The organism is Acidobacteriota bacterium, from assembly GCA_030949985.1.
Classification (GTDB): Bacteria; Acidobacteriota; Polarisedimenticolia; order J045; family J045; genus JALTMS01.
Genome location: JAUZRX010000021.1, coordinates 39,825 through 66,722 on the forward strand (window position 1 = coordinate 39,825; position 26,898 = coordinate 66,722).

21 protein-coding genes are annotated in these 26,898 nt (G+C 68.3%); 11 read left to right on the forward strand and 10 right to left on the reverse strand.

All coding sequences use genetic code 11. The features are described 5' to 3' along the window. Nucleotides 1–383: 383 nt before the first annotated feature. From Q9Q40_05135 to Q9Q40_05145, 3 genes are read right to left on the reverse strand one after another with little or no spacing between them, the layout of a single operon-like run. The gene (locus Q9Q40_05135) at nt 384–2,024 is read right to left on the reverse strand and encodes a TolC family protein (GenBank protein MDQ7006593.1); all 1,641 of its coding nucleotides are present in this window, start codon (nt 2,022–2,024) and stop codon (nt 384–386) included. Between the two features lie 23 nt (nt 2,025–2,047). Next, nucleotides 2,048–3,025: an ABC transporter ATP-binding protein gene (locus tag Q9Q40_05140; protein ID MDQ7006594.1), complete on the reverse strand. Its 978-nt coding sequence runs from the start codon at nt 3,023–3,025 to the stop codon at nt 2,048–2,050. Continuing rightward, on the reverse strand, nt 3,022–3,999 hold the full coding sequence (locus Q9Q40_05145; GenBank protein MDQ7006595.1) for an ABC transporter ATP-binding protein: 978 nt from the start codon (nt 3,997–3,999) through the stop codon (nt 3,022–3,024). Before Q9Q40_05145 ends, Q9Q40_05140 begins: the two co-directional genes overlap by 4 nt. 179 nt (nt 4,000–4,178) lie before the next feature. Between Q9Q40_05145 and Q9Q40_05150 the strand changes: the two genes are divergently transcribed. Continuing rightward, nucleotides 4,179–5,612: a glycosyltransferase family 2 protein gene (locus Q9Q40_05150; GenBank protein MDQ7006596.1), complete on the forward strand. Its 1,434-nt coding sequence runs from the start codon at nt 4,179–4,181 to the stop codon at nt 5,610–5,612. Nucleotides 5,613–5,700: 88 nt separating this feature from the next. Continuing rightward, a complete protein-coding gene (locus Q9Q40_05155; GenBank protein ID MDQ7006597.1) occupies nt 5,701–6,165 on the forward strand; it encodes a CopD family protein in 465 nt (154 codons plus the stop codon). Nucleotides 6,166–6,247: 82 nt separating this feature from the next. Here the strand turns inward: Q9Q40_05155 and Q9Q40_05160 are convergent, their stop codons facing one another. Genes Q9Q40_05160 through Q9Q40_05175 form a run of 4 tightly spaced genes read right to left on the reverse strand, consistent with a single transcriptional unit; the run spans nt 6,248 to nt 11,295 of the window. Further along, nucleotides 6,248–7,450: an aldo/keto reductase gene (locus Q9Q40_05160; protein MDQ7006598.1), complete on the reverse strand. Its 1,203-nt coding sequence runs from the start codon at nt 7,448–7,450 to the stop codon at nt 6,248–6,250. Beyond that, nucleotides 7,447–9,108: a 4Fe-4S dicluster domain-containing protein gene (locus tag Q9Q40_05165; protein MDQ7006599.1), complete on the reverse strand. Its 1,662-nt coding sequence runs from the start codon at nt 9,106–9,108 to the stop codon at nt 7,447–7,449. Before Q9Q40_05165 ends, Q9Q40_05160 begins: the two co-directional genes overlap by 4 nt. Further along, the gene (locus Q9Q40_05170; GenBank protein MDQ7006600.1) at nt 9,105–10,148 is read right to left on the reverse strand and encodes a DUF362 domain-containing protein; all 1,044 of its coding nucleotides are present in this window, start codon (nt 10,146–10,148) and stop codon (nt 9,105–9,107) included. The genes Q9Q40_05165 and Q9Q40_05170 overlap by 4 nt, the downstream gene beginning before the upstream one ends. Then, nucleotides 10,138–11,295: a hypothetical protein gene (locus tag Q9Q40_05175; GenBank protein ID MDQ7006601.1), complete on the reverse strand. Its 1,158-nt coding sequence runs from the start codon at nt 11,293–11,295 to the stop codon at nt 10,138–10,140. Before Q9Q40_05175 ends, Q9Q40_05170 begins: the two co-directional genes overlap by 11 nt. Before the next feature lie 144 nt (nt 11,296–11,439). Between Q9Q40_05175 and Q9Q40_05180 the strand changes: the two genes are divergently transcribed. From Q9Q40_05180 to Q9Q40_05205, 6 genes are all read left to right on the forward strand, one after another. After that, a complete protein-coding gene (locus tag Q9Q40_05180; protein MDQ7006602.1) occupies nt 11,440–12,957 on the forward strand; it encodes a sodium:proton antiporter in 1,518 nt (505 codons plus the stop codon). A gap of 133 nt (nt 12,958–13,090) precedes the next feature. Continuing rightward, nucleotides 13,091–14,485 (forward strand): methylenetetrahydrofolate--tRNA-(uracil(54)-C(5))-methyltransferase (FADH(2)-oxidizing) TrmFO, encoded by a 1,395-nt coding sequence (gene trmFO, locus Q9Q40_05185; GenBank protein ID MDQ7006603.1) that lies wholly within the window; start codon nt 13,091–13,093, stop codon nt 14,483–14,485. Then, complete coding sequence (locus tag Q9Q40_05190; GenBank protein MDQ7006604.1) at nt 14,482–15,171, forward strand: hypothetical protein; 690 nt, start codon at nt 14,482–14,484, stop codon at nt 15,169–15,171. Before trmFO ends, Q9Q40_05190 begins: the two co-directional genes overlap by 4 nt. A gap of 106 nt (nt 15,172–15,277) precedes the next feature. Next, entirely contained in the window at nt 15,278–15,733 is a 456-nt protein-coding gene (locus Q9Q40_05195; protein MDQ7006605.1) for a DUF4870 domain-containing protein, read from the forward strand. 8 nt (nt 15,734–15,741) lie between these two features. Beyond that, a complete protein-coding gene (locus tag Q9Q40_05200; protein ID MDQ7006606.1) occupies nt 15,742–16,638 on the forward strand; it encodes a tyrosine recombinase XerC in 897 nt (298 codons plus the stop codon). Between the two features lie 167 nt (nt 16,639–16,805). Beyond that, nucleotides 16,806–17,225, forward strand: a complete 420-nt coding sequence (locus tag Q9Q40_05205) for an Hsp20/alpha crystallin family protein (protein ID MDQ7006607.1) — start codon at nt 16,806–16,808, stop codon at nt 17,223–17,225. A 72-nt stretch (nt 17,226–17,297) separates the two neighbouring features. On the opposite strand, the gene Q9Q40_05210 is transcribed toward Q9Q40_05205, so the two are convergent. Beyond that, on the reverse strand, nt 17,298–17,681 hold the full coding sequence (locus Q9Q40_05210; GenBank protein MDQ7006608.1) for a TraR/DksA C4-type zinc finger protein: 384 nt from the start codon (nt 17,679–17,681) through the stop codon (nt 17,298–17,300). A gap of 279 nt (nt 17,682–17,960) precedes the next feature. Between Q9Q40_05210 and Q9Q40_05215 the strand changes: the two genes are divergently transcribed. From Q9Q40_05215 to Q9Q40_05225, 3 genes are read left to right on the forward strand one after another with little or no spacing between them, the layout of a single operon-like run. After that, on the forward strand, nt 17,961–20,384 hold the full coding sequence (locus Q9Q40_05215) for a BPL-N domain-containing protein (protein ID MDQ7006609.1): 2,424 nt from the start codon (nt 17,961–17,963) through the stop codon (nt 20,382–20,384). Between the two features lie 45 nt (nt 20,385–20,429). Beyond that, the gene (locus Q9Q40_05220; protein ID MDQ7006610.1) at nt 20,430–21,800 is read left to right on the forward strand and encodes a sigma-54 dependent transcriptional regulator; all 1,371 of its coding nucleotides are present in this window, start codon (nt 20,430–20,432) and stop codon (nt 21,798–21,800) included. Further along, nucleotides 21,797–23,416, forward strand: coding sequence for an ATP-binding protein (locus Q9Q40_05225; GenBank protein MDQ7006611.1), 1,620 nt, complete (start codon nt 21,797–21,799; stop codon nt 23,414–23,416). Before Q9Q40_05220 ends, Q9Q40_05225 begins: the two co-directional genes overlap by 4 nt. Nucleotides 23,417–23,596: 180 nt before the next feature. On the opposite strand, the gene Q9Q40_05230 is transcribed toward Q9Q40_05225, so the two are convergent. Both Q9Q40_05230 and Q9Q40_05235 read right to left on the reverse strand, forming a co-directional pair. Beyond that, on the reverse strand, nt 23,597–25,144 hold the full coding sequence (locus tag Q9Q40_05230) for an AbgT family transporter (protein MDQ7006612.1): 1,548 nt from the start codon (nt 25,142–25,144) through the stop codon (nt 23,597–23,599). Between the two features lie 5 nt (nt 25,145–25,149). Continuing rightward, nucleotides 25,150–26,838, reverse strand: coding sequence for an NAD+ synthase (locus tag Q9Q40_05235; protein ID MDQ7006613.1), 1,689 nt, complete (start codon nt 26,836–26,838; stop codon nt 25,150–25,152). Nucleotides 26,839–26,898 lie beyond the last annotated feature (60 nt).

Below are 26,898 nucleotides of genomic sequence, written 5' to 3' on the forward strand. Positions count from 1 at the left end.
ATCCTCCAGCGGCTCCCGGGAGCCGAGGCGCCAACCGGCTGGAGACTGCTAACTCGCCACGAGGGGGCAGCAGGCCGGTGGATGGGGATGGCGAAAACGCGCCTCGCCGGGTCCGGGAAAGCTCAACTGATAACCTTTCAAGCCACAGACGGCTGCGAGAATACGGGCGGGCCGGGGGGGTGTCAAGAGAACGCGGGCTATCTGCCGCGTCGTACAGGGGATGCGGCTCCGCGGCAAAAAACCCGCGGGATACCCGCCCCCGGGTGGCGCGGCGGCGATTTCTCCCGATTCGCGAGACGGCCGCAACAGGCGCCCCGCCCCAACGGCATCCAGATTCCTTCCCGCCTGTTCCGGTCTCGTCGCCGGGTCGAGACCGGCCCGTCTCAGTCGAGGTGAATCCGTCGCGCTTCGAGCAGCGTGCCCTTGACCCGCTCGAGACGGGAAAGTGCCTTGTTGTAATCGATGATCGCCCGAATCTCGCGGCTTTCCGCCTCGAGAAAATCCCGCTGGAACTGGAGGACCTGATAGGCCGTCGACAGACCGTTCTCGTAACGCTTCTGCTCGGCATCGGTCTTCTTCTTCTGCAGTTCCGCGTTGACCTGGGCCGAGTGCACCCGGCGGGACGCCGTGCGCACGCTTCTCACGGCCTGGCGCACTTCCACCCGCAGGGCCTGCCGGGTCGCGTCGACCCGCAGGGCCGCCTGGTCGAGGGCGATGCGGGCCCGGGCCAGTTCGGCGCGGGCATTGCGGTTGCCCAACGGAACCTTGAGGCTCAGGGCCACGGTCCAGTTCGTATTGTCGAGACTCGGCAGTTCACTGAACGCTTCGGTCTTGCTCTGGTCCTCGCGCACCAGTCGATCGAATTGGACCTCGAAAGCCCGCCCCTGCTCGTCACCGCTGAGGAAGATTCCGTCCGGGCCGAAGAAGTCGAGGACGGTCGAGGAACCGGTTCCGGGCACGAAATCGAACGAGTTGCCGCTGGTCGTGTAGCTGGCGTTGGCCGACAGGTCCCAGCGCACCTGGTTGCGCCGCCACTTCTCGCTCAACTCGGCGTTCTTCAGGTTCAACTCGGCCTGGACCAGACTCGCGCGCCTGGCCAGAGCCTGCTCGATGGCCAGGTCCTCATCCAGTTCCACCGGGTAGAAAGGAGGCTGGTCGGTGGGGAAGATCGGGCGATCCCAGTCGGCGGAGGTGGAAGGCACGCGCATCAGCGCCCGCAGGTTGTCTTCCGCGTCGCGAACCTCGTTCTCCGCAACGATCAGGGCTTCGTCGCGACCGGCCACCTCCGCCTCGGCGGTGGTGATCTCGATCGGCGGCAGGGTCCCCACCTCGACCTTGACCTTGGTTTGCCGGAGGAAATCTTCGGCCAGCTTCATCGACCGCTCGGCCACGGCCTGCTGCCGGCGCGCGCCCACCAGGTCCCAATAGGCCGCCTCCACCGCCTCGATGACTTCCATCACCCGATCCCGGAACTGGGCCTCGGTGATGCGCAGGGTGTTCTTGGCCTGCTCGATCTGGGTCCGGTTGATCGACAGGCCGTAGTTCCTCAGCAGGGGCTGAGTGAACTGCAGCGTGAAGGACGCATCGGCCCGGGTCGGCACGATGCCGAAGCGGGCTTCCGCCTCGGCCGGGAAGGTCTGGATCAGCTCGTTGTAAGCCAGCGAAGCCTGCCAGGATCCGCCGGACTGGAGAGGATCGATCCAGGCCACCGAGGCGCGCTTGGAGGTCTGGGACTCCAGGGAGAAGTCGCTGGTGGGCTCCTGGCTGATCTCGGTGTAGGAGGCATTGGCCTCCACCCGGCTGTCGAACACCGCTTCGCTGATCACCACCCCCTGCTCGTCCCTCCGGGGATCGAGTCGGGCCACGGCGATATCCAGATTGTGCTCGAGGGCGCGGGCCACCACGTCGGCCAGGGACAGACTCAGAGGCTCGGGGTCGGCGGCAAGCGTCGGCAACATGGCGGCCAGGATCACCAGCAGGCTGAACACCGGGCGACAACAGCCCGCGCAATCGACTCTCTTCATCTCGTGACTCTCCTCAGCACTATTCAACGTCCATCCCCCGCCAGATGACACGCCACCCATCGCCCGTCACCGACCGCTCGCAGTTCCGGCTCTTCCCGGCGGCAGCGCTCCTCGGCCCAGGGGCAACGAGGATGGAAACGGCAGCCCGACGGCAGGTCCAGAGGCGAGGGTATTTCACCGGCCAAGAGGGCGGCCTGTTGCGGGGCTTCGGGCCGTTCGGCCGTGGCCGCGGCGTCGAACAGGGCCCGAGTGTAGGGGTGCAGAGGCCGGCTGTGCAGATCGTTCCCCGGGCCACTTTCCATGACCCGGCCCAAGTACAGGACGACCACGCGGTCGCAGAGGTGCGTGACCAGGGACAAGTCGTGGGAAATCAACAGATAGGCCAGGCCCAGCCGCTGCTGGAGCTCGGCGAGCAGGTTGATGATCTGGGCCTGGACGGATACGTCGAGAGCCGAGACCGGCTCATCGCAAACCACGAACTCCGGCCGCAGGGCCAGGGCCCGCGCGATGCCGATCCGCTGGCGCTGGCCGCCGGAGAACTCGTGGGGATAGCGATCCATGGCGGCGGCACCGAGGCCCACTTCCTCGAGCAGGGCGGCGACCTTGGCCTCGAGCCGCCGACCGTGGGCGATGCCGTGGATCACCAGGGGCTCGCCCACCAGGGTCCGGACCTTCATCCGCGGATTGAGGGCCGCTCCCGGGTCCTGGAAGACGAGTTGCATACGGCGACGGAAACGGCGGAGCTGCCCGGCCCCCAGGGCCCGCAGGTCGATTCCGTCGAAGTGGATCCGCCCCTCGGTGGGCTCGATCAAGCGGAGGATCGACCGGCCCAGGGTGGTCTTGCCCGATCCGGACTCCCCCACCAGCCCGACGATCTCGCCCTGCCGGACGACCAGGTCCACCCCATCCACGGCCCGCAAGGCCCGGCGCCGGCCCCAGAGCCCGCTGCGCACGGGGTAGGCCTTGACCAGGCCGCGTACCTCGAGCAGGGGGGCGCTCACCGGGGCTCCTCCAGGACACAGGCCACTTCTCGACCCTCCCCGGCATCGACCGGAGGCGGGACCGCCCGGCGGCAGCGTTCCTCGGCCAGGGAGCAACGCGGAGCGAAGGCGCAGCCCGGCGGCAACTCGGCCAGGTCCGGCACCTGGCCCGGGATCGTCGGCAACCGCCCCCGGGGATGCCCGGGGCGCGGCCGGGAGGCGAGCAGGGCCCGGGTGTAAGGGTGAAGGGGGCGGGCGAGCAGCTCGGCGGCGGGAGCCCGCTCAACGATACGCCCGGCATACATCACCAGAACCCGGGTGCAGATGCGGGCGACCGCTCCGAGATCGTGAGTGATCAGGAGCACGCCACCCAGCCGACCCTGTTCCACGAGGCCTCGAAAAAGCTCGAGAATGCCGGCTTGCAGCGTGGGATCGATGGCGGTGGTGGGCTCATCGGCGATCAGCACCTTCGGGCCCGCCGCCAGCGCCATGGCGATCAGGGCCCTTTGCTTCATGCCGCCGGAATACTGGTGTGGATACTCCCTGGCCCGGCGGGCCGGGTCGGGGATGCCCACCGCCTCGAGCGCCGCTTCGGCCTCGGCCCAGGCCGCCTTGCGCTCCACCTTGCGGTGGGCCCGAATCACGTCGACCACCTGGGCCCCTACGGAAAGCACGGGGGAAAACGCCTGACCCGGCTCCTGGGGTACATAGGCCAGGCCGGCACCGCGGTAACGTCGCAGATCCTTTTCCGGAAGGGTGAGCAAGTCCACACCTTCCAGTTCGACCCGCCCCGCGACGACCCGGCCCGGCGGGGGCACCAGCCGCAGCAGCGCGAGAGCCGACGCCGATTTTCCGCATCCCGACTCGCCGACCAGGCCGACGATCTCCCCTCGGGCCAGGCTGAACGCCAGGTCCTGGGCAGCGCGAACGACCGCGGACCCTCGCGGAAACTCCACGGTCAGGCCGGAAACCTCGAGCAATGCCGTTCGATCCATCGGCAGGGAACATATCACCCCGGAGGGCCCCGTGCCCCGTCGCCGGGCTTCCGCTCCCCGGGGCAGGAAGATCCGAACCGGATGTGGCTTTCCCGGCCCTGACGCCCGATCTTGGGCTCGGGGATCGCTCATCCGCGCGACCGGCCCCCGGCCGGCGGGCGGCGGAGGGCATCGAGGGCATGACCACCCGAAGCCAGGAAAGGGGCCTGCTGGCCGTGATCGCCCCCCGGCTGGAAAGCGCATCCGGCGCCGGCGCCGCGGCCCGGGCCACGGCGCTGGCGAGTTGCTGGAGTGGGCCCGTGAGCCTGGTCTTGACCGGAGAACAGCAGGATCCGGCCGAGGTCCGGGGCCTGCCCGCCTCCGTGCGCCTGGTGGCGGCGGATCCCGCCACTCGGGCGGCCCTGGCCGAGCCGGGGCCGGGCACGGTCCCGGCCCTCGACCGGCTCCTGGGCATCGACTCCCGGCGCGGCGGGCAGGTGGAGGCGATCTACCTGATGGCCGATGACACGCTGCTCTCGCTGCTCCCCCTGGTCGCCGAGGGTCCACGGCGCCCGCCGGTGCAGGTGGAACTCCTGGCGGAGGCCGGCATTCCCGACAGCCGGCGACTCTGGCCCTGGGCCGAGGGAGTGGTGCTGCCGGACACCGAACGGCTCTACCCCCTGGCCGCCACCACGCCGGCGTTGCCCGTGCGGGCGGTGCCGGCGGGGCCCCACGAGGCTGCGGTCCGCGGCCTGTCTCACCTGCCCGCCCTGGGTGGGCCGACACGGGCCACGGTGGTGATTCCGGTGCGAGGCGGTGAAACACGCGTGCTGCGCACCCTCGACTCGGTGATCGAGCACACCCCCGAGTTGCTCGAGGTCATCGTGGTGGACGACGCCTCCCCCGACGGCAGCCTCGAGTTGCTGGGCCGTCGGGCCCATGACGACCCGCGGATTCGAGTGGTGTCCCACGACACCCAGAGGGGCTTTGCCGCCACCTGCAACCACGGCCTGGCCCGGGCCCGGGGGGACGTGGTGCTGCTGCTGGGCGCCGATACCGTGGTGACCCGGGACTGGTCCACCCGCCTGATCTCCCATCTGCGTGAGTACCCCAGGGCGGGAGCAGTGGGCGCCCGGACGAATCTGGCCCCCAATTTCCAGGCGCTGGCCCGGGTCGGCTACGACCCGACCACCCTCGAGGGCCTCGACACCTTCGCCCGGCGCCTGGCACGGGCCAACGACGGCATCGCCATGCCCGTCTCCCAACTCTGCGGGATCTGCCTGGCCATCCCCCGGCGCACCCTGCGCCTGGTGGGCGGCTTCGATCCGCGCTTCTTCCCGGGCTCCTTCGAGGATGAAGACTGGTCGCTGCGGCTACTGAGCAGCCGGCTGATTCCCTACCGGGCGGAGGATGTCTTCGTGCATCACGAGGGCGCCACCAGCCTGCCCCTCGAAAGCCGGGGGCTCGACGAGATCCACAAGAGCAACTGGCAACGCTTCAAGGCCAAGTGGGAACTTCCCGCCGAACTGAGCCTGCAGCAGGGCTACACCCCCGAGCAGCTTCCCACGGGCGACTACGAGCGGGAGAAACTTTTCATCGCCCCCTGGCAGGCGACCCACCCGGTCCGCTCCTGAAACCTTCCGCCCGATTTGACGCGGCCTGCGCGACCAAGCACAGTAGGCTCCCGAAACGATCCACTCGCGGATCCAGGAAGGCGGAATCATGGAACTGGGTATTCTCCTGCTGCTGCACGCCCTGGCCTCGGCGGTGTGGGTGGGCGGCATGTTCTTTTCGATGATCGCCCTGCGACCGGCTGCGGCCACCCTGGCGGACCCCGCTGTGCGGAACCGACTCTGGCTCACGGCGCTCTCCCGCTTTTTCACATGGACCTGGATAGCCGTCATCGTGCTGCTGGCCACGGGCTTCCGGATGATCCTGGCCTTCTACGGGGGCATGAAGGGGCTGGCCCTGCACATCAACCTGATGATGACCCTGGGCCTGCTGATGGCGCTGATCTTCGCCTATCTCTTCTTCGTGCCTTTCGGCCGCTTTCGTCGCGCCGCCGACGCCTCGGACCCCGCCGAAGCCGACAGGGCCTTGCGCCAGATCCGGCTGCTGGTGATGGTCAACCTGCACCTCGGCTTTCTCGCCGTGATCCTTGGCGCGGGCGGGCGACACATGTTCTGACGCAAGCAAGCTCCGCCCCGGGGCTCCCCGCCCAAGGCGCGAGGGGCGACCGGATGTGCGCCGTCGTCGCGTCCACCCGGACTCAGCCGAGAAGCTGGAGGGCGTGGGGCAGCCGGGAGGCGATGTCGATGCCCTGGGGACAGGCGCGGGAGGCGGCGACGAGGTCGGCCTCCCGGATCTCCCGACCCGCCGGCCGCAACTCCCGGAACAGGCGCCTGGCCTTGGCGGTTTCCCCATAGCACTCGTGGTACATCAGCACGCGCAGGGTGTCGGCGATCGGCACCTTGCCCCCCGCCGCCGGCTCACAGTGCCGCGAGCACCCTTCGCAGGTCCAGGGGGCGGTGGCGGTGGCCAGGCGCTGAAGCTGCTGGAACTCCTCCATCGACAATTGCCGGGGGGAACGGGCGGCAGCCACGTTCTCGGCGAGTTTCCTGGTGTTGTCCATGTGAGAAACCACGGCGTCGATGCGCTCGTCGGCCCACACCGCCTTGAGCTTGGCCTGGGGCAGAGTGAAATGCCGGGACTTGAAGCCGATCACCTGCTCCGCATCGGCGGGCACGGACTTCTGGGTCTTCATCGCGATCAGGCCGATTCCTTTCTTGCGGCAGGCGTCGATGGCCCGATTGAGAGCCAGATCGCCGTATTTGCCGAAGTGGTAGCGGAACATGATCGCATCGACACCCCCCACCCGAGCCGCCTTCTCCATCAACTCCACCACCCGGTCGCCGTGACAGGAAAAGCCGAAAAAACGCGTCTTGCCGCTCTTGCGCAGCCGATCACCCGCCTCCAGGCAGGGCCGGTCGAGAGCCCTGGCATCGTCGACGGCATGCATGAAGAAAAGATCGAGGTGATCCACCTCTAGCTGTTCGAGGCAGGTGTCGATACCCGTCTCGTACTCCGCCGGATCATAGCCGCGGGATACCACCTTGGAGGTGATCCACAGCTTGTCCTTCCCGCCGACCTGCTTGATGAACGGGGCGATGGTCTTGTGGGACATGCCATCCTCGTAAGCCAGGGCGGTATCCAGGTAGTCCACTCCCGCCTGGTAGGCGCGATGGAGAATCTTGTCGTACCTGGGATCGAAACGCTGGGCGCAACCCAGCAGAAGGATCGGAATCTTCGCCCCCGTGGCCCCCAGTTCCCGCCGCGGCACCTTCGGGTGATCGGCGGGGGTGGAGGCCCCCCCGGCACCCAGCGCCGCGGACCCCGCGAAAGTCAGACCGGCGCCGCCCGCGACCGCAGCCTTGATGAATCCACGTCTGCTCGTACCTTCTGTCTTGCTCATCCTGGCCTCCTGCCGGGCCGGCGATGCTGCAGCAACAGTCGCCGGTGAGGGGAACGGGACTCGCCCACGGCGGTGACGTAAACCGCGGGGGAATCGGTGACGGGGCACTCGGCCTGGCAAATGCCGCAGCCGATGCACAGGTCGGGCACCATGAAGGGCTTGTTGAGCAGGACGATCCGCCCAAAGACGTCCTTGACCTCCTCGTCGACGGTCTGAATCGCCTTGGGAGAAACCGGACAGACCTCCTCGCAGACCACGCAGGGGATCTCCATGGCGTGGGGCAGACAGCGCCCCCTGTCGAAGAAGGCGGTTCCCAGGCGAATCGGCCCCTGCTCGACGTATGCCCCCTTGCCCAGCTTTTCTTCCACGGTGATGCGGCGGATCGCTCCGGTCGGGCAGACCTCGCTGCAAAGGGCGCACTTGAGCTGGCAGTGGGCGATGTTGAAATTCATCACCGGGGTCCACAGGCCCTCGACGCCGGCCTCGGCGAAGGTCGCGGGCTGGAGCACATTGGTCGGGCAGACGTTGATGCACTGATCGCACTTGATGCACTTTTCGAGAAAGAGGCTCTCTTCCACCGAACCCGGCGGCCGGATCAGCGCGGGAGAATAGTTGCGATCGTCGTCGACCCCGTGGCTGCGCAGGAAGGGATAGGCCAGCAGGCCGAGAATCGACGAGAAGACCACCTGCCGCCTGCCGATCTCCGGCCCGGGACGCACCTGCTTGGCGTCCAGCCGAAGCATCGAGAAGCGCAGCGCATCCTCGGGACAATCATCCAGGCAGTTCATGCAGGCAAAGCATTCGCTCAGGCGCAGCTCCGCCTGGGGATCGGCGGCGCCTTCGCAGCGGGACATGCAGACGTTGCAGTCGGTGCAGCGATGCACGTCCCGATCGATACGAAACAGGGCGAAGCGTGCGGTGACGCCCAGCAACGCGCCGAGGGGACACAGGACCCGGCAAAAGAACCGGGGAACGACCACGTTCAGGCCCACCAGGCCGACGAGCAACAGCCCGATCCAGAACGAACCGACGAAGATGCGCCGCTCACTTCCCGGCGCGAACTTCAGGTGATCGAGCAGGGACGCCTCCAGGCCGAAGCCGCCGAGAAAACGGGTGATGCCATCGAGCAAGATGTCGGAGGCCGGGGCGAGGGCCGTGGCGAAGGTGCGATACATCAGGCAGATCGGATCGAGCAGGCCGATCTGCAGCGCCCCCAGGGCCGCCAGAATGAGGAAGACCAGCAGCAAGGCGTACTTCAGGTAGTAGATCGATCGGTAGCGATTGGAATGCCAGCGTTCCTTGTTTTTGCGCACGTTGAACAGCCAGCCGACGAACTGGTGCAGTGTGCCGTAAGGGCATATCCAGTTGCAGAACACGCGGCCGAACAGCAAGGTCAGCGCCACCACCACCAGGGCCCAGGGCAAAAAGCGGTAGAGAAAACCGGTCGACAGCACCGTGGACAACGCGACCAGCGGGTCCATCTCGAGCAATCGCGAAACCGGGTAGCCTCCCAAGCGGCTGGTCCAGGTGGCCCACACCGCCATCACGAAGGCCAGGAAGAAGAAGGCCTGGGAGACGATCCGCACGTTGGTCAGGCGCAGCAGGCGACGGACGGGCGGCGCCGGCTGGTAGACCGGCAGGCGGGGCAGATCGCTCATGCGATCTCCCTCAGCCTGCCCGCCGCGTCGATGCGCCCGGTGCCCTTCTCTTCGGCCTTGCGCAGGTAGGCCGGGAGTTCGTCGTCCCGCTCGAGCAGGTGGCGGTAGCTCCAGGCGTCGACGGCCACGGGATCGACCCCGACCACCACGGCATGCCCCGGCTTGACGTTGGAGGGGTCTCCCCCCGTGGGACCGTTTTTCATCAGCACGCGGCTGCCGTCGACGATGGTCAGGGTCGGTCGCATCATCAGGGCCAGGTCCGAGACGATCTCGTGGATATCCTGATGAAACTGGTTGCGCCGGCCGCCGAGCAGTCCATACCAGTTCTTGATACCCAGCGAGGCCTGGCAGAGATTGTGATCCTTGGCGGGCGCCACGCCGATGACCTTGTCCACGTTGGTCAGGGGGCGATAGAGCACGGGCCAGCTTTCGATCAACCGCGCCCCCGGAGTGGCGAGGGTGCGGAAAGCATTGGAATCCGGGAGGTAGATGCGCCCCCCGGCCCGCTCCACCACCCGACGGATACCGCTCTTGGCAAAGCAGTCGGCCGGCGACTCGATGGGATTGTCGGCTACCCGCACCTCCTGGGCCCGGCACTCCACCAGCAGGCGGCGTACCAGCTCCCCGAGAATCTCGGGGTGGGTCGTGGCCCCCAGGTTGGGCGAACGATCGAAGGCCACGTTGGGCTTGACCAGGACGATCTCGCCGGGCTCGATGTAGTGGCGCAGGCCGCCGACCGCGTCCAGGGCCTTGTCCAGGCGCTCGGCCACGCTCGACCCGTAGCCCACGGCCACCTCCGCGGAGCCGGCCGGGGGAGGCACCCGGTAGTCGCCCAGGCGCATCGGCCTTTCCGCGGGCACCGATCGCAGACCGCTGCCATCGCGCAGGGACAGGGGCCAGTTCTCGGGAGCCAGGGCCAGGTACGCGACACCGCCGCCGAAACCGACGGTGGCCAGCAGACGCCGGGCAAATTCCCGTCGGCCCAGGATCTGCTTCCGGTACTCGGGATGTTGGAGGGGCTTGTCTCGCCTAGTCGCCACCGGCAGCCTCCTGCATCCGCGCCAGCAGGGCGCGTGCGACGGCTCGATCCGCCGCGTGCTCGACACCGTAGAGTCGCGCCCCATCCCGGGCCAGGGCGAAGACCGTGCCCAGATAACGATGGCGGAGCAGGATGTCCTCCCCCGCCTGCTCGATCGGCTCGTACTCGGCGAGCTGCTCGGCCACCAGGCGCCGGTAGAGCGCCTCGGCCCGACCCGCGTCACGCGCCTGGTGAACGAAGATCCGCGCATCGCGACCGGCGCCGAGCTTCTCGAGCCCCGAGGCAAACCAGAAGTCCTCGAGAAAGTCATACTGAAAGACGTTCTCTTTCTGGTAGGAGACCGCCTCGAAAGGCAGGCCGAGGCGCCCGGTGAAAAACTCGACGATCTTCCCGTCCGGCTCCTGCCCGGACCGATCCACTTCGGCGAGCAGGCGGAGGACCTGCCGGGTCTTGGCCTCCACCAGGGGCCCGGGGGCGCTGGCCGCGATCCGGAAAAACAGGCCGCCACGCATGCCCAGCGCGCCCACGGAGGTCCGGGTGTAATGCACGCCCTGTTCGGAGAGCACCGGGGCGTCGGCGTTCCGTTGGCGGGCAAAGAGTCCCAGGGCATGGGCCGGCCGGCCCTGGTCGTAGAGTTCGATGGTCAGGAAGAGGGGACCGCGGGCCAGGGTCAAGTAGGTCAACCGGCGGAAATCGAAGGCCAGGTACTGCTCGGCGGCCCCGTTGATCTTCACGTAGAGATTCTCGGGAGTGTAGGTCTCCACCCGGCCATCGAGAGTCCAGCCACCTTCGAGCAGGGACGGGGGGAAGGGCCCGAGATCCACCGTGGGGGCCGCCGGAGTACCCGGGTCGACCCAGCGCCGGACAGGGCGCCGGTAGAGGGTGTCCGCCACACTCCCCTGCTGGAGGGTCTCGAAAGCGATGTCCCTCTCCGCCGGGTCGTAGGCCTCGGCGCGGGTCAGGATCCAGGCTCCGAAGACCAGCAGCGCCAACAGGGTCAGGCCACCGGCCATCGCCTCGGCACGGGTGATCCGCCGCCGGAGGAGACGACGGGGGATGGGGTTGAAGACCCGCTGGGACTGGTCACGAGAAACCACGTCGATACCCGCAGCGGATTGTACCCGCAGTCGGTCGGCAAAGTCCGCCACCGATTTTTACTTCCAGGAAAATCAGGCTCAAGGTCAGGAGCGAACAACCCGAAAAGACATCGGGAGAAAGGGGAGTAGAATCCGACTCCCGATTCCGGCCCCCACCGCGGGTCGTTCCGCCCGGGGCCGGAGGAGACGTCAACAATGAGCTTGAGAAGACTCAGCCGGTTGTTCCTGGTCAGCGTCCTGGTCTTGCTCGTTTGCGGTGCCGCGGGGCTCGCGCTGGGCCAGGAATCTTCCCATACCGGGCCGCCCGCCCACAGCCAAGAAGCCGCCGCCCTGCACGGAGGGGCCGAGCATGCGTCGGCGCAGTCCGAGCATCTGGGCGCGGAACTGGCGCTCTGGTGGGTCGTACCCTTCGCCGGAATCCTGCTTTCGATCGCCGTGTTCCCATTGCTGGCCACGGCTTTCTGGCATCACCACTATCCCAAGGTGGCGGCCTTCTGGGCCCTGCTGCTGGCCATCCCCTTCCTGGTGGCCTACGGACACGAGGCCCTGCACGCCATCGTCCATATCTACCTGATCGACTACATCCCCTTCATCATCCTGCTCTGGGGCCTGTTCACCGTGGCCGGCGGCATCGTCGTACGGGGCTCTTTGCGCGGCCGACCGGCGGTCAATACCACCATGCTGGCCATCGGTACGTTGATCGCCTCCTGGGTCGGGACCACCGGCGCGGCGATGGTGATGATCCGGCCGGTGTTGCGGGCCAACGCCAGCCGACGCCACAAGGTGCACACGGTCATCTTCTTCATCTTTCTCGTCGCCAATATCGGCGGTTCCCTGACCCCCCTGGGTGATCCGCCGCTCTTCCTCGGCTTTCTCCACTCGGTGCCCTTCTTCTGGACCTTCAAGCTCGCCCTGCCCATGGCGGTGGTCTCGGTCCTGCTGCTGGCGACCTACTTCGCCATCGACACGGTGCTGGCCCGCAAGGAAGATCCCGCGACCCTCGAACATTCGGGAGAGCGGCGGAAGTTCGCCATCGCCGGCGCTCACAATTTCCTCTTCCTCGCCGGCATCGTCGGCCTGGTGCTGATGAGCGGCGTGTGGAAGCCGGGCCACCTGAGCGTGATGGGTATCGAGGTGGGCCTGCAGAACCTGGCCCGGGACGTGGGGATCATCGTCATGGGCCTGCTCTCCCTGTGGACCACCCGCCGGGAACTGCGCCGCGAGAACGAGTTCTCCTGGGAACCGATTCTCGAAGTAGCCTATCTCTTCGCCGGCATCTTCATGACCATCATCCCGGCCCTCGAAATCCTCAAGGCCGGCGAGCATGGCGCCCTGGCGGGCCTGATCCGCTCGGTGAACGAACCCTGGCACTACTTCTGGATCACCGGTGGGCTTTCGAGTTTCCTCGACAACGCGCCGACCTACCTGACCTTCTTCAACACGGCCCTGGGTAAGTTCTATCCCGGCGTGGTGGAGGCCGAGGCCGTGCGCCAGTTGATCGCCAACAACGAGATCTTCCTCGAGGCCATCGCCTCCGGAGCCGTGTTCATGGGGGCCTGCACCTACATCGGCAACGCGCCCAACTTCATGGTCAAGTCGATCGCCGAGCAGGCCGGCATCCAGATGCCTTCCTTCTTCGGCTACATCTTCCGCTGGACCCTGCCGATCCTGATCCCCACCTTCCTGGTGGTGACCTTCCTCTTCTTCCTCTGATGATCCCGGCTCCCGGACTGCAGGGAAAAGGCGGAGAGCCGCAATGACGAGGAAAAGGCGCGGAGACGGGCACCAACCCTGACCTCGCAGGAGAGCACGGGCGCCGGGCGGAATCCGGGCTACCATCGCAGCCATGAGGTCTCCAGGCAGGGTCACGATCATCGGGGGCGGCCTCGCGGGCAGCGAGGCCGCCTGGCAGTGCGCGTGCCGGGGTGTGCCGGTGCGGCTCTACGAGATGCGCCCCACGCGGCCCACCGCGGTCCATCGCAGCGGCGATCTGGCCGAGTTGGTCTGCTCGAATTCCTTCAAGTCCCTCGAGACGGTCTCGTCCCACGGCCTGCTCAAGGCCGAGCTACGAGCCGCGGGCAGCCTTGTGATCGATTGCGCCATGGCCGCCCGACTCCCCGCCGGCGCCGCCCTGGCAGTGGACAGGGAGGCCTTCGCCCGTCGCGTCACCGAGCGACTCGAGCAGCACCCCCTGGTCGAAATCCGGCGCGAAGAAATCACCGGCCTGCCACCGGAAGGACCGCTGATCGTGGCGGCGGGACCCCTCTGCTCACCGGCCCTGGCCGAAGCCATCGCCCGCTTCACCGGGGAACAGCAGCTCGCCTTTTTCGATGCGATCAGTCCGATCGTCGAGGGAGAGTCCATCGACACCTCCATCGCCTTCCGCGCCTCCCGCTACGGTAAGGGTGGTGGTGATGACTACCTGAACTGCCCGATGAACCGGGAGGAGTACGAAGCGTTTCACGCGGCGCTGCTGGCCGCCGACCCCGCGCCGCTGCACGACTTCGACCGCAAACTGCTTTTCGAGGGCTGCCTGCCGGTGGAAGAACTGGCGGCCAGGGGGCGGGACACCCTGCGCTTCGGCCCGCTCAAGCCCGTCGGCCTGGTGGACCCCCGCACAGGGCACCGGCCCTGGGCCACCGTGCAATTGCGCCAGGACAATCTCGCCGCTTCCCACTGGAGCATGGTCGGATTCCAGAATCGCCTGAAGTGGAGCGAACAGAAGCGGGTGTTCCGCATGATTCCCGGCCTGGGCCAGGCCCGCTTCGTCAAGCTGGGCATGATGCATCGCAACACCTACATCAACGCCCCGCGCATCCTGCGGGAGACCTTCCAGGCCAAGGAGCGGGGCGATCTCTTCTTCGCCGGCCAGATTTCTGGCGTCGAAGGCTACACCGAGTCCACCGCCTCGGGGCTGGTGGCGGGCGTCGGCGCGGTGGCCCTGCTACGGGGTCTCGAGGCACCGGTCTTTCCAGCGGAAACCGCTCTGGGCTCGCTCCAGCGCTACATCGCCCACGCCGAGGGAACACGGTACCAGCCGACGAACATCTCTTTCGGCCTGCTCCCCCCCCTGGCCCAGGGCCCCCGGCGGCGGCGCGAAAGAAAAAGAATGATCTCGGAACGGGCCTTGCGCGCCCTTTCTGACTATCTTTGTCAATGCCCACTCTTTGAAGGCCCGCAGCATCCCCCGGAATCCGCGGCGGATGGGGGAGCCTTGCGACCAGGAGGTGAGCCGGCATGACCCGTGAGCCCGATGCCCCTGCCCGCCGGAGGGCCGACGCCTACTTCACCGCATCTTTCGCCGTCGCCCGGCGGCTGGCGGAGGGACGCGGAGAAGAGGCGGTGGCCATCCTTCGCAAGGAGCTCGAACGCACGCGGGAGCGCGGTGACGACATCACCGGCCGGCGTTTTCTCCTCTCCCAGATCGCCCTCTGCCATGCCCGGATGAACGAGCCGGAAAAGGCCGCCGAGGTACTCGGCGAAATCGAAAGTGACTTCCCGCCGGAACCCGAAACCGCCCTGATGCTGGCCGAGGGCTACCTGCTGCTGGCCGGCAACGCGGGGCGGGCCTCCCATCACGCCGCCCTCGCCCTGCAGTGGTGCCAGGAACGGGACGAGGGGTCTCCGGTTTTCTACTCCCGGGCCCACGCCCTGCTGGCCCGCGCGATGCTCGCCGACGGAGACCGGCTCGGGGCCTTCGGCGCCTGGCAATCCTGCGAACTGCCCGACTGGCGGGTGGCCATGGACCTGCTCGAGGCGGGCCACGACCCGGCCCAGGTCCGGGGTGTGCTGGCCGAGTCTCTCGAACGTCACGAACGCCACGAGCGGGAAGCCGGAGCGGAAGCCGTCGCCACCTCCGACAGGATTCGCCGACTGATTGCGTGGATCGACGCCGGCCGGCCCGCGGGCGAACCGCGCTCGGTCTGAAGCGGACCCGCCGGACTTCGCCTTCCCGGGAGCGGTTGCCGCCCGCAGTGGGGATTGTTAGGGTCGCCTTCCACGGCGCTCCTATCCCGAGAAGGAACCTTCCCCGATGAATGACAACGAGACGGCCCTCCCTCCGCCTCCTCCCCCTTCGTCGCCGCAACCACCGCCACCGGGTGGGGCCGACTCGGGTCAGCCCGGAGACGCCGATGCCCTGACCGCCATGTGGGCGCACATCATCGGAGCGGTCCTTTCGCTGATCTGCCTGACGGCGCCGTTCGGCTGGGCGCCGGCGTTGCTGATCTACCTGTTCAACAAGGACAAATCCCGTTTCGTGGCCTTCCACTCCCTGCAGGCCCTGTTCTTCTTCGGCGCCATCGGGGTGGCCAACTTCGGTCTGTGGGTCTTCGGCATGTTCGGACTGTTCCTGCTGACGGCTCCCTTGAGCCTGCTGATCAACATCGGTGGAGCCGTCTACGGGGTGTTTGTCGGGATCAAGGCCAAGGACGGGCTGTGGACCGAGTACATGGTGGCCGGTGAACTGGCCCGCAAACAGCTTTCCTGATCCAGGACGTGATCGAAGAGATCCAGCGGTTCCTCGATTCCCTGCAGTTTCAGCGGGGCGTGTCGCCTCAAACCGTGCGCGCCTACGGTGGTGACCTGGGCGACCTGGCGACCTTTCTCGCCGGCCTGACCGGTAAGCAGGTGCCGCCCCCCCCGGGGGATGTGACGCCGCGGATGATCCGCGCCTGGGTCGCCGACCTTCATCACCGGGGGCTCAAGCCCACATCCATCGGCCGGCGCCTGGCCGGGGCCCGGGCCTTGTTCCGCTGGCTGGTGGAGCGTGGTGAAGTCGCGGCCAACCCGGCGGCGGAAATCCCCAACCCCAGGCGTCCGGACTCCCTCCCCCGGCACCTGAACGTGGAAGACGTGGAGGCGATCCTCGCCGCTCCCGATCGTTCCCGCCGCGCCGGTCTGCGGGACCGGGCCCTGCTGGAACTGCTCTACGGGGCGGGCCTGCGGGTCTCCGAACTGGTGGGTCTCGACCTGGACGATCTGGCCCTGCGGGGACGCACCGTACGCGTGCTCGGCAAGGGCGGCAAGGAACGCATCGTCCCCTATGGACGCCAGGCCGCCGACGCCCTGGGCGCCTACCTGGCCGCCTTCGTGCCCCTGCGGGAGAAGAGCGGCGAACATGCCCTGTTCCTCAACCTTCGGGGAGGCCGCCTGAGCGATCGCTCGGTACGGCGGATCCTCGATGCCGCCGTGTCCCGGGCCGCTCTGGCGCGGGGCGTCCATCCCCACGTGCTGCGCCATTCTTTCGCCACTCACCTGCTGGAGTCCGGCATGGACCTGCGGGCGATCCAGGAGCTGCTGGGCCACGCCCGCCTGGCCACCACCCAGCGCTACACCCGCCTGTCCCTCGACCACATCCTGGAAGTCTACGATCGGACTCACCCCCGCTCCTGAACCACCGCTTTTTGGCTTCGGACGGCACACGGAGAGGTTGACAACTCCGCGTCTCGATCCCATGGAATCCGCGGCCGGGAAGAAGCGAAAAGATCGCCGCCCCCCGGCCCGAAGCAAAAAGCAAACGCGAGAAAGCCAAGCATCGCGATCAGGAAAGGAGGAAAACCATGCAGCTCGTACCCTTCAACCCCTTCCGTGAACTCGATCGCCTCTCGAGTGAACTCGACCATCTTCTGACACCCAATGGTGGCTTCTTCGGCTGGACCCCCGCAGTGGACATCGTCGAGACGGACGAATCGATGTTGATCGCCGTCGAACTGCCCGGCCTGAGCCGTGACGACGTGCATCTCAACATCGAGGACAACGTGCTGACCATCAGCGGCGAGCGCAAACACAAGGAGGAGTTCAGCAAGGGCCAGGTGACCCGCCGCGAGAGTTTCTACGGAAAGTTCCAGCGAGCCTTCCGTCTGCCCAACACCCTCGACACTTCCAAGGCCGAGGCGCGGATGGAAAACGGCGTGCTGGAGATCGCTCTCCCCAAGCGCGAAGAGGCCAAGCCCAAGCAGATCTCGATTTCGGTCAACTGATCCCCCTCCCCCTCTTCGTGCCTGAGCGCCCCCCTGTCCCCGGGGGGCGCTTTTTTGGGGCGGGGAGCGACTTCAGGCGCGGGGATCGGCGCGCTCGTCTTCGCGATCCTGCTGGCAGTCGAGGCAAAAGGGCGTTTCGGGACGGGCCTCGAGGCGGGCGAGGCCGATGGGCTCGTCGCACAGGCGGCAGATGCCATAGGTGCCGGCCTCCATCGACTCGAGAGCCGCCTCGACCAGGCGCAGCCTCTGTTGCTGCATGCCGCGACTGGCCTGGGCCATCTTCTGCTGCTGAATGGCGTCGATCCGCGAAATGCGGCCGATGGGCTCGTCGAGGCTGACCGGCCGGGTGCCGCCACGGTTGACGTCGAGCAGGGAGCGCAAACCGTCGCGCACCTCCTCGAGTCGGACGCGGAACGTCTGTTCGGTCCTGGGGTCGAGCCGCTCGCTGTCGCTCATCGTCGCCTTTGCCCTCCCCCTCGCCGAGTCGCGGAACACGCTCTGCAGGAGGGATTATTCCCTATTTTCATCCCCTTGTCCGTCTCCTGCCGGTCTCGCCGGGATGCCGCATCTGCCGGGCTCGCATGGTCCCACGGTTTCCGCAGAGCCGGCCTGCGCGGTGGCGTGGCCCGGCCGAGTGCCCGCCGATCCCCCAAGACATCCCGGAACATCCCTCCGGCCCGGGATCGGGTTGCGTGGCCCGCCGCCACGCTGTACCTGATGCCGATGTTCCGCGTCTTGAAATTTCTGAAATTCCCGCCCACCGCGCTCCCGCGAAGGTGGGGCGTCGCGCTCGCCGCGCTGGGCCTGGCAGGGAGCGCGTTGTGCCTCGGTGAGGGCCCCCCTCTGCGCGTGGCGATCTACGCCGACGCCGCCACAGACGGCGAGACGCTGCTGCCCCTGGCCCGGGGCCTTGCCCTGGGCGGTCACCTGCCCCTGACCGTGACCTCGAACGATCTGGCTCTGGGCTTGCTGACCACCAGCGCATTCGATGTCTTCGTCTTGCCCGAAGGTCGTCAGGGCAGCAGCTCCGGCTACCGGGACGAGATCGGCGGCGGCGGCCTCGAACAGGCGATCCGAGACTTCGTGGCCGGCGGGGGCGGTTTCGTCGGTCTCGGGGCGGGAGCCCGCTACGCCAGCGCCGAGGAGGACTGGGACGGCACGGTCCCGATGCCGGGTCTCGCACTCTGGGACGGCCGCGCCCGGGGCCCCCTTGGAGGCGTGGGCGAAGGACTCGCTACCCTGGTCACCGAGGAGAGCTGGGCCGCGGGATGGCGCGACACCACCCGGCGCACGGTCTTCGTCGGCCCCGGTGCGGCCTTCTTCAGCGGCGGCGACGGCGAGATTCTGGCCCGCTGGTCCACGGGCCGGAGCAGCGACCCCGAAGAGCAGCAGCCCGCCCTGCTGCGCTTCTTCTACGGCGCGGGCCGGGGCGTCCTCTCCGGCCCCCTGCCGGCGGTGGACGTACGTTCCGAGGGCGACTGGTCGGTCCGGGACGACCGCCGGCTGTCGAGCGCCGACGCGGAGCACGACCAGGGCCTGCTGCTCTCCCTGGTGGAATGGACCGCCACCGGCGCCGATCGCCGACCGGCTCACCGGCTGCCCGCCGCCAATCCCGGCCGGCGGATCGCCCTTTACACCACACGCTCCGCCGCGGGTGGCGCCTTCCCCGCCCTGCTCACCGCCCTGGCCCGGGCGCTGGAAGCGGCGGGCGCCGCCCCGTTGGCCATCGGCTCCCGGGAAGTGTGGTGGGCCGCCCTCGACCCGGAAGCCTTCGACCTGTTGGTGATGCCTGGCGGCTGGGCGGCTGGGTACGTCAGCCAGCTCTCGGGGGTCGAAGCCGAGATCCGGGACTTCGTGGCGGCGGGAGGCGGCTACATGGGCATCTCCGCCGGAGCCTTCTACGCGGCGGATACGGTGCTCTGGTCGGGGCAGAGTTACGACTATCCTCTCGATGTCTTCCTCGGCAGCCTGGAAGGACCGCTGGACGAGATCGCCCCCTGGCCCGAACACGCCCTGACCCCCCTGCGGATGGATGACCCGGAAATCGGCGTCGGCACCTGGAGTACCTGGTACCAGGGGGAAGGGTTCTTCCATCTGCCGCCCTCCCAGCAGCAGGCGGTGGTGGAAAGCGGCTGGTACGACGCACCGGGCCCGCACCAGGGCACCCTCGCCATCGTGCGCCACGGTTTCGGCGCGGGCCGCGTGATCTATCCCAACCTGCACCTGGAGGTGGAAGAGGGCAGTGACCGGGACTGGATGTTCACCGGCGACCGGGATGCCGACGGCCCGGTCATCGATCCGGACAGCGAGTGGGAACTCTTCGCCTCGATGCTGAACTGGGCCCTGCCCTCTACGACCGCACGCCCCCCGGCCCGTCCCTCCGTGGCGCTCCCGCTGCTCTTCGGCGCCGGGGACGATTCCAGCGAAAGCCTGGCCGAGCTGCAAGCCGACGATGCCTGGGCCGACATCCCCAACGCCCCGGCGCCCGCAGACGGCCGCGTGACCCTGCTGCCGGGCCGGCGCTGGCAGGTGCGGGGGTTCGGTGCCCGGGTCCGCCTGGGCCTCGAGCAGGCCCTGCTCGAGGTGGAATCCTCCGCCCCCCCCGATTACCTGGGCACGGCCGCCGTGGAGTGGCGGGTGGGCGGGGGAAGCTGGCACTCCACGGGATTGGTGGTCCACCCGGCCAGCGACGGCGAGGTGCAATTCTTCGACCTGCTGGCCGCGGGCGTCACCACGCCGGCCGACCTCGAGACCCTCGAACTGCGCTTCGTTCACAATGCCGGCAGCGGCGGGGCGGCCGACTTCGACCGGGTGTGGATTCGCCTGGCGGCGGACGGCGACGCGGACGGGGCTCCCGATACTCTGGACTGCGCCCCCGACGATCCGGGCGCCTTCGCCCCCCCGTCCGACCCGTGGCTCAGGGCGTCCGGCCCACGATTCGAATGGGACGACCAGGCCGCCGAGGCCGGTGAGGGAACCACCTACGAGCTGATCTACGGCCGGGTCGATCACCTGCTCGCCGACGGCGGCTTCGATCGCTCGATGTGCCGTCAGGCTCACCGACCGGAGTGGGAAGAGCCCCGGCCTCCGCCGGGAGTCGCCCGCTACCTCCGCGTCACAGCCCACAACGCCTGCGCCCCCACGGCGGGTTGTCCCTGAAGCCCTCGCCCGGCGCCCCCTGTAGAATTGCCGCGAGGAGGTCACGTGGCGCTGGTTTTCGTGGTGGACGACGACCCGGTCACAGGGGAGGCGATCGCCGCCGCCCTGGGACGCGAGGGACACGAGCTGCACACCTTCACCCACCCGGAGCAGGCCCTCGAGGCCGCGCGTTCCGGGCCGCCCGCGGTGGCGATCACCGATTTCGCCATGCCTGCCATGAACGGCCTCGAATTCGTCCTGGCCCTGCGCGAGCTGAGCCCGGATACCACCTTCCTCGTGGTCTCCGGCCAGGCTTCGGTGGAGGACGCGGTCAACCTGATGAAGCACGGCGTGGTGGACGTACTGGTCAAGCCGCCCCGGGCCCGGGCCCTGCGCAAGGCCCTGGCCCTGGCCCTCGGCCAGCACCAGTTGGCGGCCGAGAATCGACGCCTGCGCCACGCGCTGCGGGGACGGCGGGATCTCTCCGGTGTGATCGGCTCCTCCCCGGCCTTCGAGAAGGTGCTGCGCCTGGTGGAGAAAATCGCTCCCTCCCCGGCCACGGTGCTGCTGACCGGGGAAACCGGCACCGGCAAGGAGGTCATCGCCGAGGCCCTGCACCAGCTCAGCCCCCGGGCGGAACGCTCACTGGTCAAGGTCCACTGCGCGGCGATTCCCGAAAACCTGCTCGAATCGGAACTCTTCGGCCACGTGCGCGGGGCGTTCACCGGGGCGATCCGGGACAAGCGCGGACTGTTCGAGGAGGCCGACGGAGGCACGATCTTCCTCGACGAGATCGGCGAGGTCTCCCCCTCGGTGCAGGTCAAGCTGCTTCGGGCCCTGCAGAACCGCGAGATCCAGCGGGTGGGTGACGCCGCCACTCGACACGTGGACGCCCGGGTCATCGCCGCGACCAACCGCGACCTGGAGGTGGAGGTGCGGGAAGGTCGTTTCCGGGAAGACCTGTTCTACCGCCTGAACGTGATCACCCTGCACATCCCCCCCCTGCGCCAGCGGGGAGACGACGTGCTGCTCCTGGCCCGCCACTTTTTCGGTGTGACCCGCGCGCGGGCCGGGAGGGAAGACCTGGAAGGCTTCGACGAGGGGGCCCTCGAAGCGATCCGCCGCTATCCCTGGCCGGGCAACGTGCGGGAACTGGAGAACGCCATCTCCCGGGCGGTGACCCTGGCCGAAGGTCCCTTGCTGCGACGGGGTGATCTCCCCGAGCGGATCACGGGCGGAGCGACGGTCAGCGAGGCGGGGCTGACCCTGCCCGCCGACACGACCCTGGCCCAGGCCGAGCAACTGCTGATCCTTCACACGCTCGACCGGGTCGACCGCAACAAGAAGGAAGCGGCCCGGACCCTCGGGATTTCCCTCGCCACTCTCTATCGCAAGCTGGCCCAGTACCAGGCGCCCCCGGGAACGGAATCCCCGTGAGTTCTCACGCCCTCCCCGCCTCCCCCCTGCGCCTGCTGACCGTGGTGGCCCTGGCCGTCGCCGGGGCGCTGGCCGTGATCCTCGGCCTTTCCTGGCGCCATGAAATGCAGCGGCTGGACGAGGGCCGCCGGGAGGCCGCCCAGCAACTCGCACAGGTCGCCCGGCTCCTGATGCACCGCCACGTGGTCCAGGGGCGCATCGCGGTCAAGGCCGTGGCCGAATCCCGCGCGATCCAGGAAGCCCTGGCCGCGCGGCACCCTTCCCGGCTCGACGCCGCCCTGGGCGCGTTCCGTGCGGATCTGGGCGCCTACTACCTGGTCATCACCGACAGCGCGGGCAAGACGCTGACCTGGTCCAATCCCCTGGCCGCCATCGCCCTGGCCTCCGCCCCGCCTCCGGCGGGGACGAAAGCGCGGGAAAGCACCGCGGTGATCGCCGGGGACCTGGCTGTGGTGGTGGAAGAGCCGATCGTCGCCGCCGGGCGGCGACTGGGTACGGTGCGCGCCGGCATCCTGGTCGGCCGACTCTTCTTCGAGCAGACTTCCCGGGATCTCCACGCTCCCCTGGCGGTCTACCGCGAAGGTCGCCTGCTCCACCACACCTTCCCCGCGGACCCCCCGCCTCCCGGCGGCGCACCCCGCCCGGCGGCGCTGTTTCGCACCTGGTCACCGGACGACAAGCACCCGGGCTTCGAAATCGCCTACCTGCCCGAAGCCGGTCCCGCCGCCAGCGAACTCTGGCTCGCAGCGGGAGCCTCGCTCGAACCCCTGCAGGATGCCCGGCGGCGCTACCTGGCGCTGGTCTCGGCCCTGGGTACCGGTGGCCTGGCCCTGGTGATGCTCAGCGTAGGGGGCTTCGTCGTCATCGGCAGCCGACGGGAGCGACGCCTGAGGCTGCAGCGGGACGAGGCTCTGCACCGCTCGGAGGGTCTTTCCGACCGCCTTTCCCACCTCACGGCGGTGGTCCACGACATCAAGGCCCCCGTGGGCGGCATCCAACTGCGCTGCGAGTCCCTCGCCGAGGAGAGCGACGACCCCGACCTGCGGGCCGCGCTGGACCAGGTCATCGACACCTGCGAGAAACTCAACCTCTACCTGGTCAATGTGCTGACAGCGGCTCGAGCCGAGGAAGGACCGATCGTTCCCCAGCGGGGGGTGGTCCTGGTTCCGGGGCTGCTCGAGGAGGTCGCCGAGCACGTGGCGACCCTCGCCCAACGCCGGGGGATCGCCCTCGAGACAGCGGCCGGCGAGAATCTCCCCCCCCTGCACGCGGACGCCCTGTTGATCGAACGGGCCCTGTGGAACCTGGCCTCCAACGCTCTCGCCGCCACTCCCCGCGGCGGACGGGTGACCCTCTTTGCCGAGCCTGATGGCGAGCAAGGCATACGGATCGGCGTTCGGGACACCGGGCCCGGTTTCGATCCCCTTCCCGTCGACCAGGTCTTCTCCAGGGCCCGCCCCACGGTGCGCAACGCCTCGATCAAGGCCGGCAGCACCGGCCTCGGCCTGTTCATCGTCGCCCGCATCGCGGAAGCCCACGGCGGCCGCGCCGTCGCGCGGCACCGGCCCGAGGGCGGCGCCGAGGTCTTCATGGATCTGCCTGTCGGGAAGGCCTGACGATGGCCCACTTCGCGCTGGTTGCCGTTGTCATCGCCCGGAACGGCCGCCGAGCCGACGATCCGCCCGAATCGAGCCGACCCGCCGATCGCCGGCCGGGGCGGCGGCTTCCCACCGGGGCCTCGTCTCATACCTGGAAGTTTCACGCGCCTGGGCTGTAGTTCCCATGCCCGGTGTGCGTCACTCGGAGAGGTAGAGTCCGGCTCCGGGACCGAGGGGAATGCCCGCCAGCAGCCAGGCCACGAGCAGCAGCATCCAGGTCAGCAGGAAGGCCATCGAGTAGGGCAGCATGGCGGCGATCACCGTCCCGATGCCGGCCCTGGGATCGTAACGCTGGACGAAGGCGACGATCAGGGCGAAGAAGGACATCATTGGAGAGATCAGGTTGGTCACGCTGTCACCGATGCGGTAGACCCCCTGCACCAGCTCCGGTGAGTAGCCCAGCAGCATGAACATGGGAATGAAAATCGGGGCCATGAAAGCCCACTTGGCCGAAGCGCTGCCCATGCAGAGGTTGATGATCGCCGTCAAGACGATGAAGGCCAGCATCAGGGGGATCGGCCCGAGGCCCGAGGCCCGGAGCAGATCAGCCCCCTTGATGGCGAAGATGATCCCCAGGTTGGTGTACTTGAAATAAGCCACGAACTGGGCCGCGAAAAAGACGAGGACCATGAACAGCCCCAGAGTCTCCATCGACTCCTTCATACCCTGGACCACGTCCGTGTCGCTGCGGAAGGAGCCGGACGCCAGGCCGTAGGCCAGTCCGGCCAGGAATCCGCCGAGAAAGATGAAGACGACGATCCCGTGCATGAACGGAGAGTGGAGAATGCTGCCCGTCTCGGCCTCGCGCAGGATCCCACCTGCGGGCAGGAGCCCGATGAGAACCAGCGCCGCGAGCAGCAGGGTGACGAGCAACGCCCATCGCAAACCGCGCTTTTCCTCGGGGGTCAGGGCTCGCACTTCGTCGCCGTCGTCGGCCGGTGCCCCCCGGTAGGATCCGAGCCGCGGCTCGACGATGCTCTCGGTAACCCAGGTCCCGACCCCCGCGATCAGGAAAGTCGAGACCACCATGAAGTAGTAGTTGCAGGCGGGAGACAGGCTGTAGGCCGGATCGATGATGCGGGCGGCTTCCTGGCTGATGCCGGCCAGCAGCGGATCGATGGTCCCCAGCAGCAGGTTGGCGCTGAATCCACCCGAGACCCCGGCAAAGGCGGCCGCCAACCCGGCAATGGGGTGCCGGCCGACCGAGAGGAAGATCACCGCCCCCATCGGCACGAGCAGGACATAGCCCACGTCACTGGCCATGTTGGACATCACACCCGCGAAGACGAGCGCAAAGGTCAGCAGGCGCCGTGGCGCGGCATGAACCAGCGAGCGCAGGGCCGTACCGATCAGGCCGCTCTTTTCCGCCACCCCGACGCCGAGCATCGCCACCAGGACCGTGCCGAGCGGGGCGAATCCGGTGAAATTGACGATGGTGTTGTCCAGGATCCAATGCAGGCCGTCACGCGAGATCAGGTTGACAGGCAGGACGGTCACACCATCCCGCGGGTTGACCGCCGCGAGTCCCATCCGGCTCGCCGCCCAGGAGAGTACGATCAGTCCGAGGGAAAAAAACGCGAAAAGTGTGGCGGGATGGGGGAGGGCATTGCCGACCCCCTCGACCGTGGCGAGAAAACGCGCCACGAACGACGGGCGGGAAGCGGACCTGGCCTTCTTCCGCGCCATCGGATTCAGCGGGTCCAGCCCTGGGCGATGGGCATGCGGCGACCGCGGCCGAAGGCGACGGAGGTAACCTTCAGGCCGATGGCGGCCTGTTTGCGCTTGTACTCGTTGCGGGTGATCAGGCGAACGATGCGACCGACGAGTTCAGGATCGAAGCCGGTGGCCTCCGCGATGGTCGCGGCCGAGTGCCGATCTTCCACGTAGCGCTGCACGATCTCGTCGAGCACGTCGTAGGGCGGCAGGGAATCGCTGTCCCGCTGGTCGGGAGCCAGCTCTGCGCTGGGTGGCTTGGTGATCGTGCTTTCCGGAATCGGCGGCCCGGCCAGGCCGCACTCGGACGGACGGGCATCGAGCAGCCGGGCAAGGCGGTAGACCTGGGTCTTGGCCACGTCGGAGAGCACCGCCAGGCCACCGTTCATGTCGCCGTAGAGGGTACAGTAGCCCACCGCGAGTTCGCTCTTGTTACCCGTGGTCAGCACGATGGCGCCACTGCGGTTGGAAAGGGCCATCAGCACCGTGCCACGGACCCGGGCTTGAAGGTTCTCTTCGGCCAGGTCCGGCAGGCGCTCGCCGAGCCGGGCCTCCCCGTTTTCGCGAAAGGCCGCGTCGAGAAGCTCGCGGAACCCCTCGAAGGCAGCAGAAATGGGAATCACCTGGTAGGCGATCCCCAGGCGCCGAGCCAGTTCCTCGGCGTCGCGCAGGGAATGCTCCGAGGAGTATTTACCGGGCAGGGCCACCCCGCGCACCCGCCCCGGCCCCAGGGCGGCGACGGCCAGGGCGGCGGTGACCGCCGAGTCGATGCCCCCCGACAGGCCGATCAACGCCTTGTCGAACCCGGTCTTGCGCAGGTAGTCCGCGATGCCCAGGCGCAAGGCCTTGAAGAGTTCGAGATCCAGGTCGCCCTCTTCCTCCGCCCCCGGCGTATCGTCGGCGACAGCGGGCAACTCCACCACCAGGGGCTCGGAATCGAAGGCCCGGGAACCCGCGACGCACGCTCCCCCCGGTGCGTAGACGCTCAAACGCCCGTCGAAGACCAGGTCGTCGTTGCCCCCGAGCTGGTTGACGGAGACCATCGTCACGCGGTGGCGCCGCGCGTGCGCGGCGAGGATCCGCTGGTGTCGCCTTTGCTTGCCCAGGACGAAGGGGCTGGCAGACGGTGAGACGACGATCTCGGCGCCCCGGGCCGCCAGGTCGGCGACGGGGTCACTCCCCTCCCGATAACGGGCGGCGAAACCCGCGTCTTCCCCTTTCCACAAATCTTCGCAGATGGAAAGCCCCACGCGCCGTCCGGCGATCTCGGCTACCACCGGCAGGTCGCCCGGCCGGAAATAACGGTGCTCGTCGAACACGTCGTAGGTCGGCAGCAGGCGCTTGTCGTAGAGTGCCGCCTGGCGGCCACCGGCGGCCAGAACCAGGCTGTTGGCCAGCCCTCCCGGGACAGGACGGGGGAAACCGATCACCGCGGCGGGCCCGTCCGCCGTCAGGCGTGTCAAATTCGCCACGGCCCGGCCGCAGGCCTCGATGAAGGCCCCCTCGAGCAAGAGATCCCGGGGAGGATAGCCGCAGACCGCCAGCTCTGGAAAGACGACCAGGTCGGCTCCCTGGCGACGGGCCGTGGCCAGGCCCTCCTCGATGAGGCGGGCGTTGCCCTCCACGTCGCCGACAGTGGGATTCAATGCGATCAGGACCAGGCGCATGGGACATCATACCCCGAGCCCCGGGAGCCGACCGGTGCCTTAAGCCCGCCACCTGTCCGC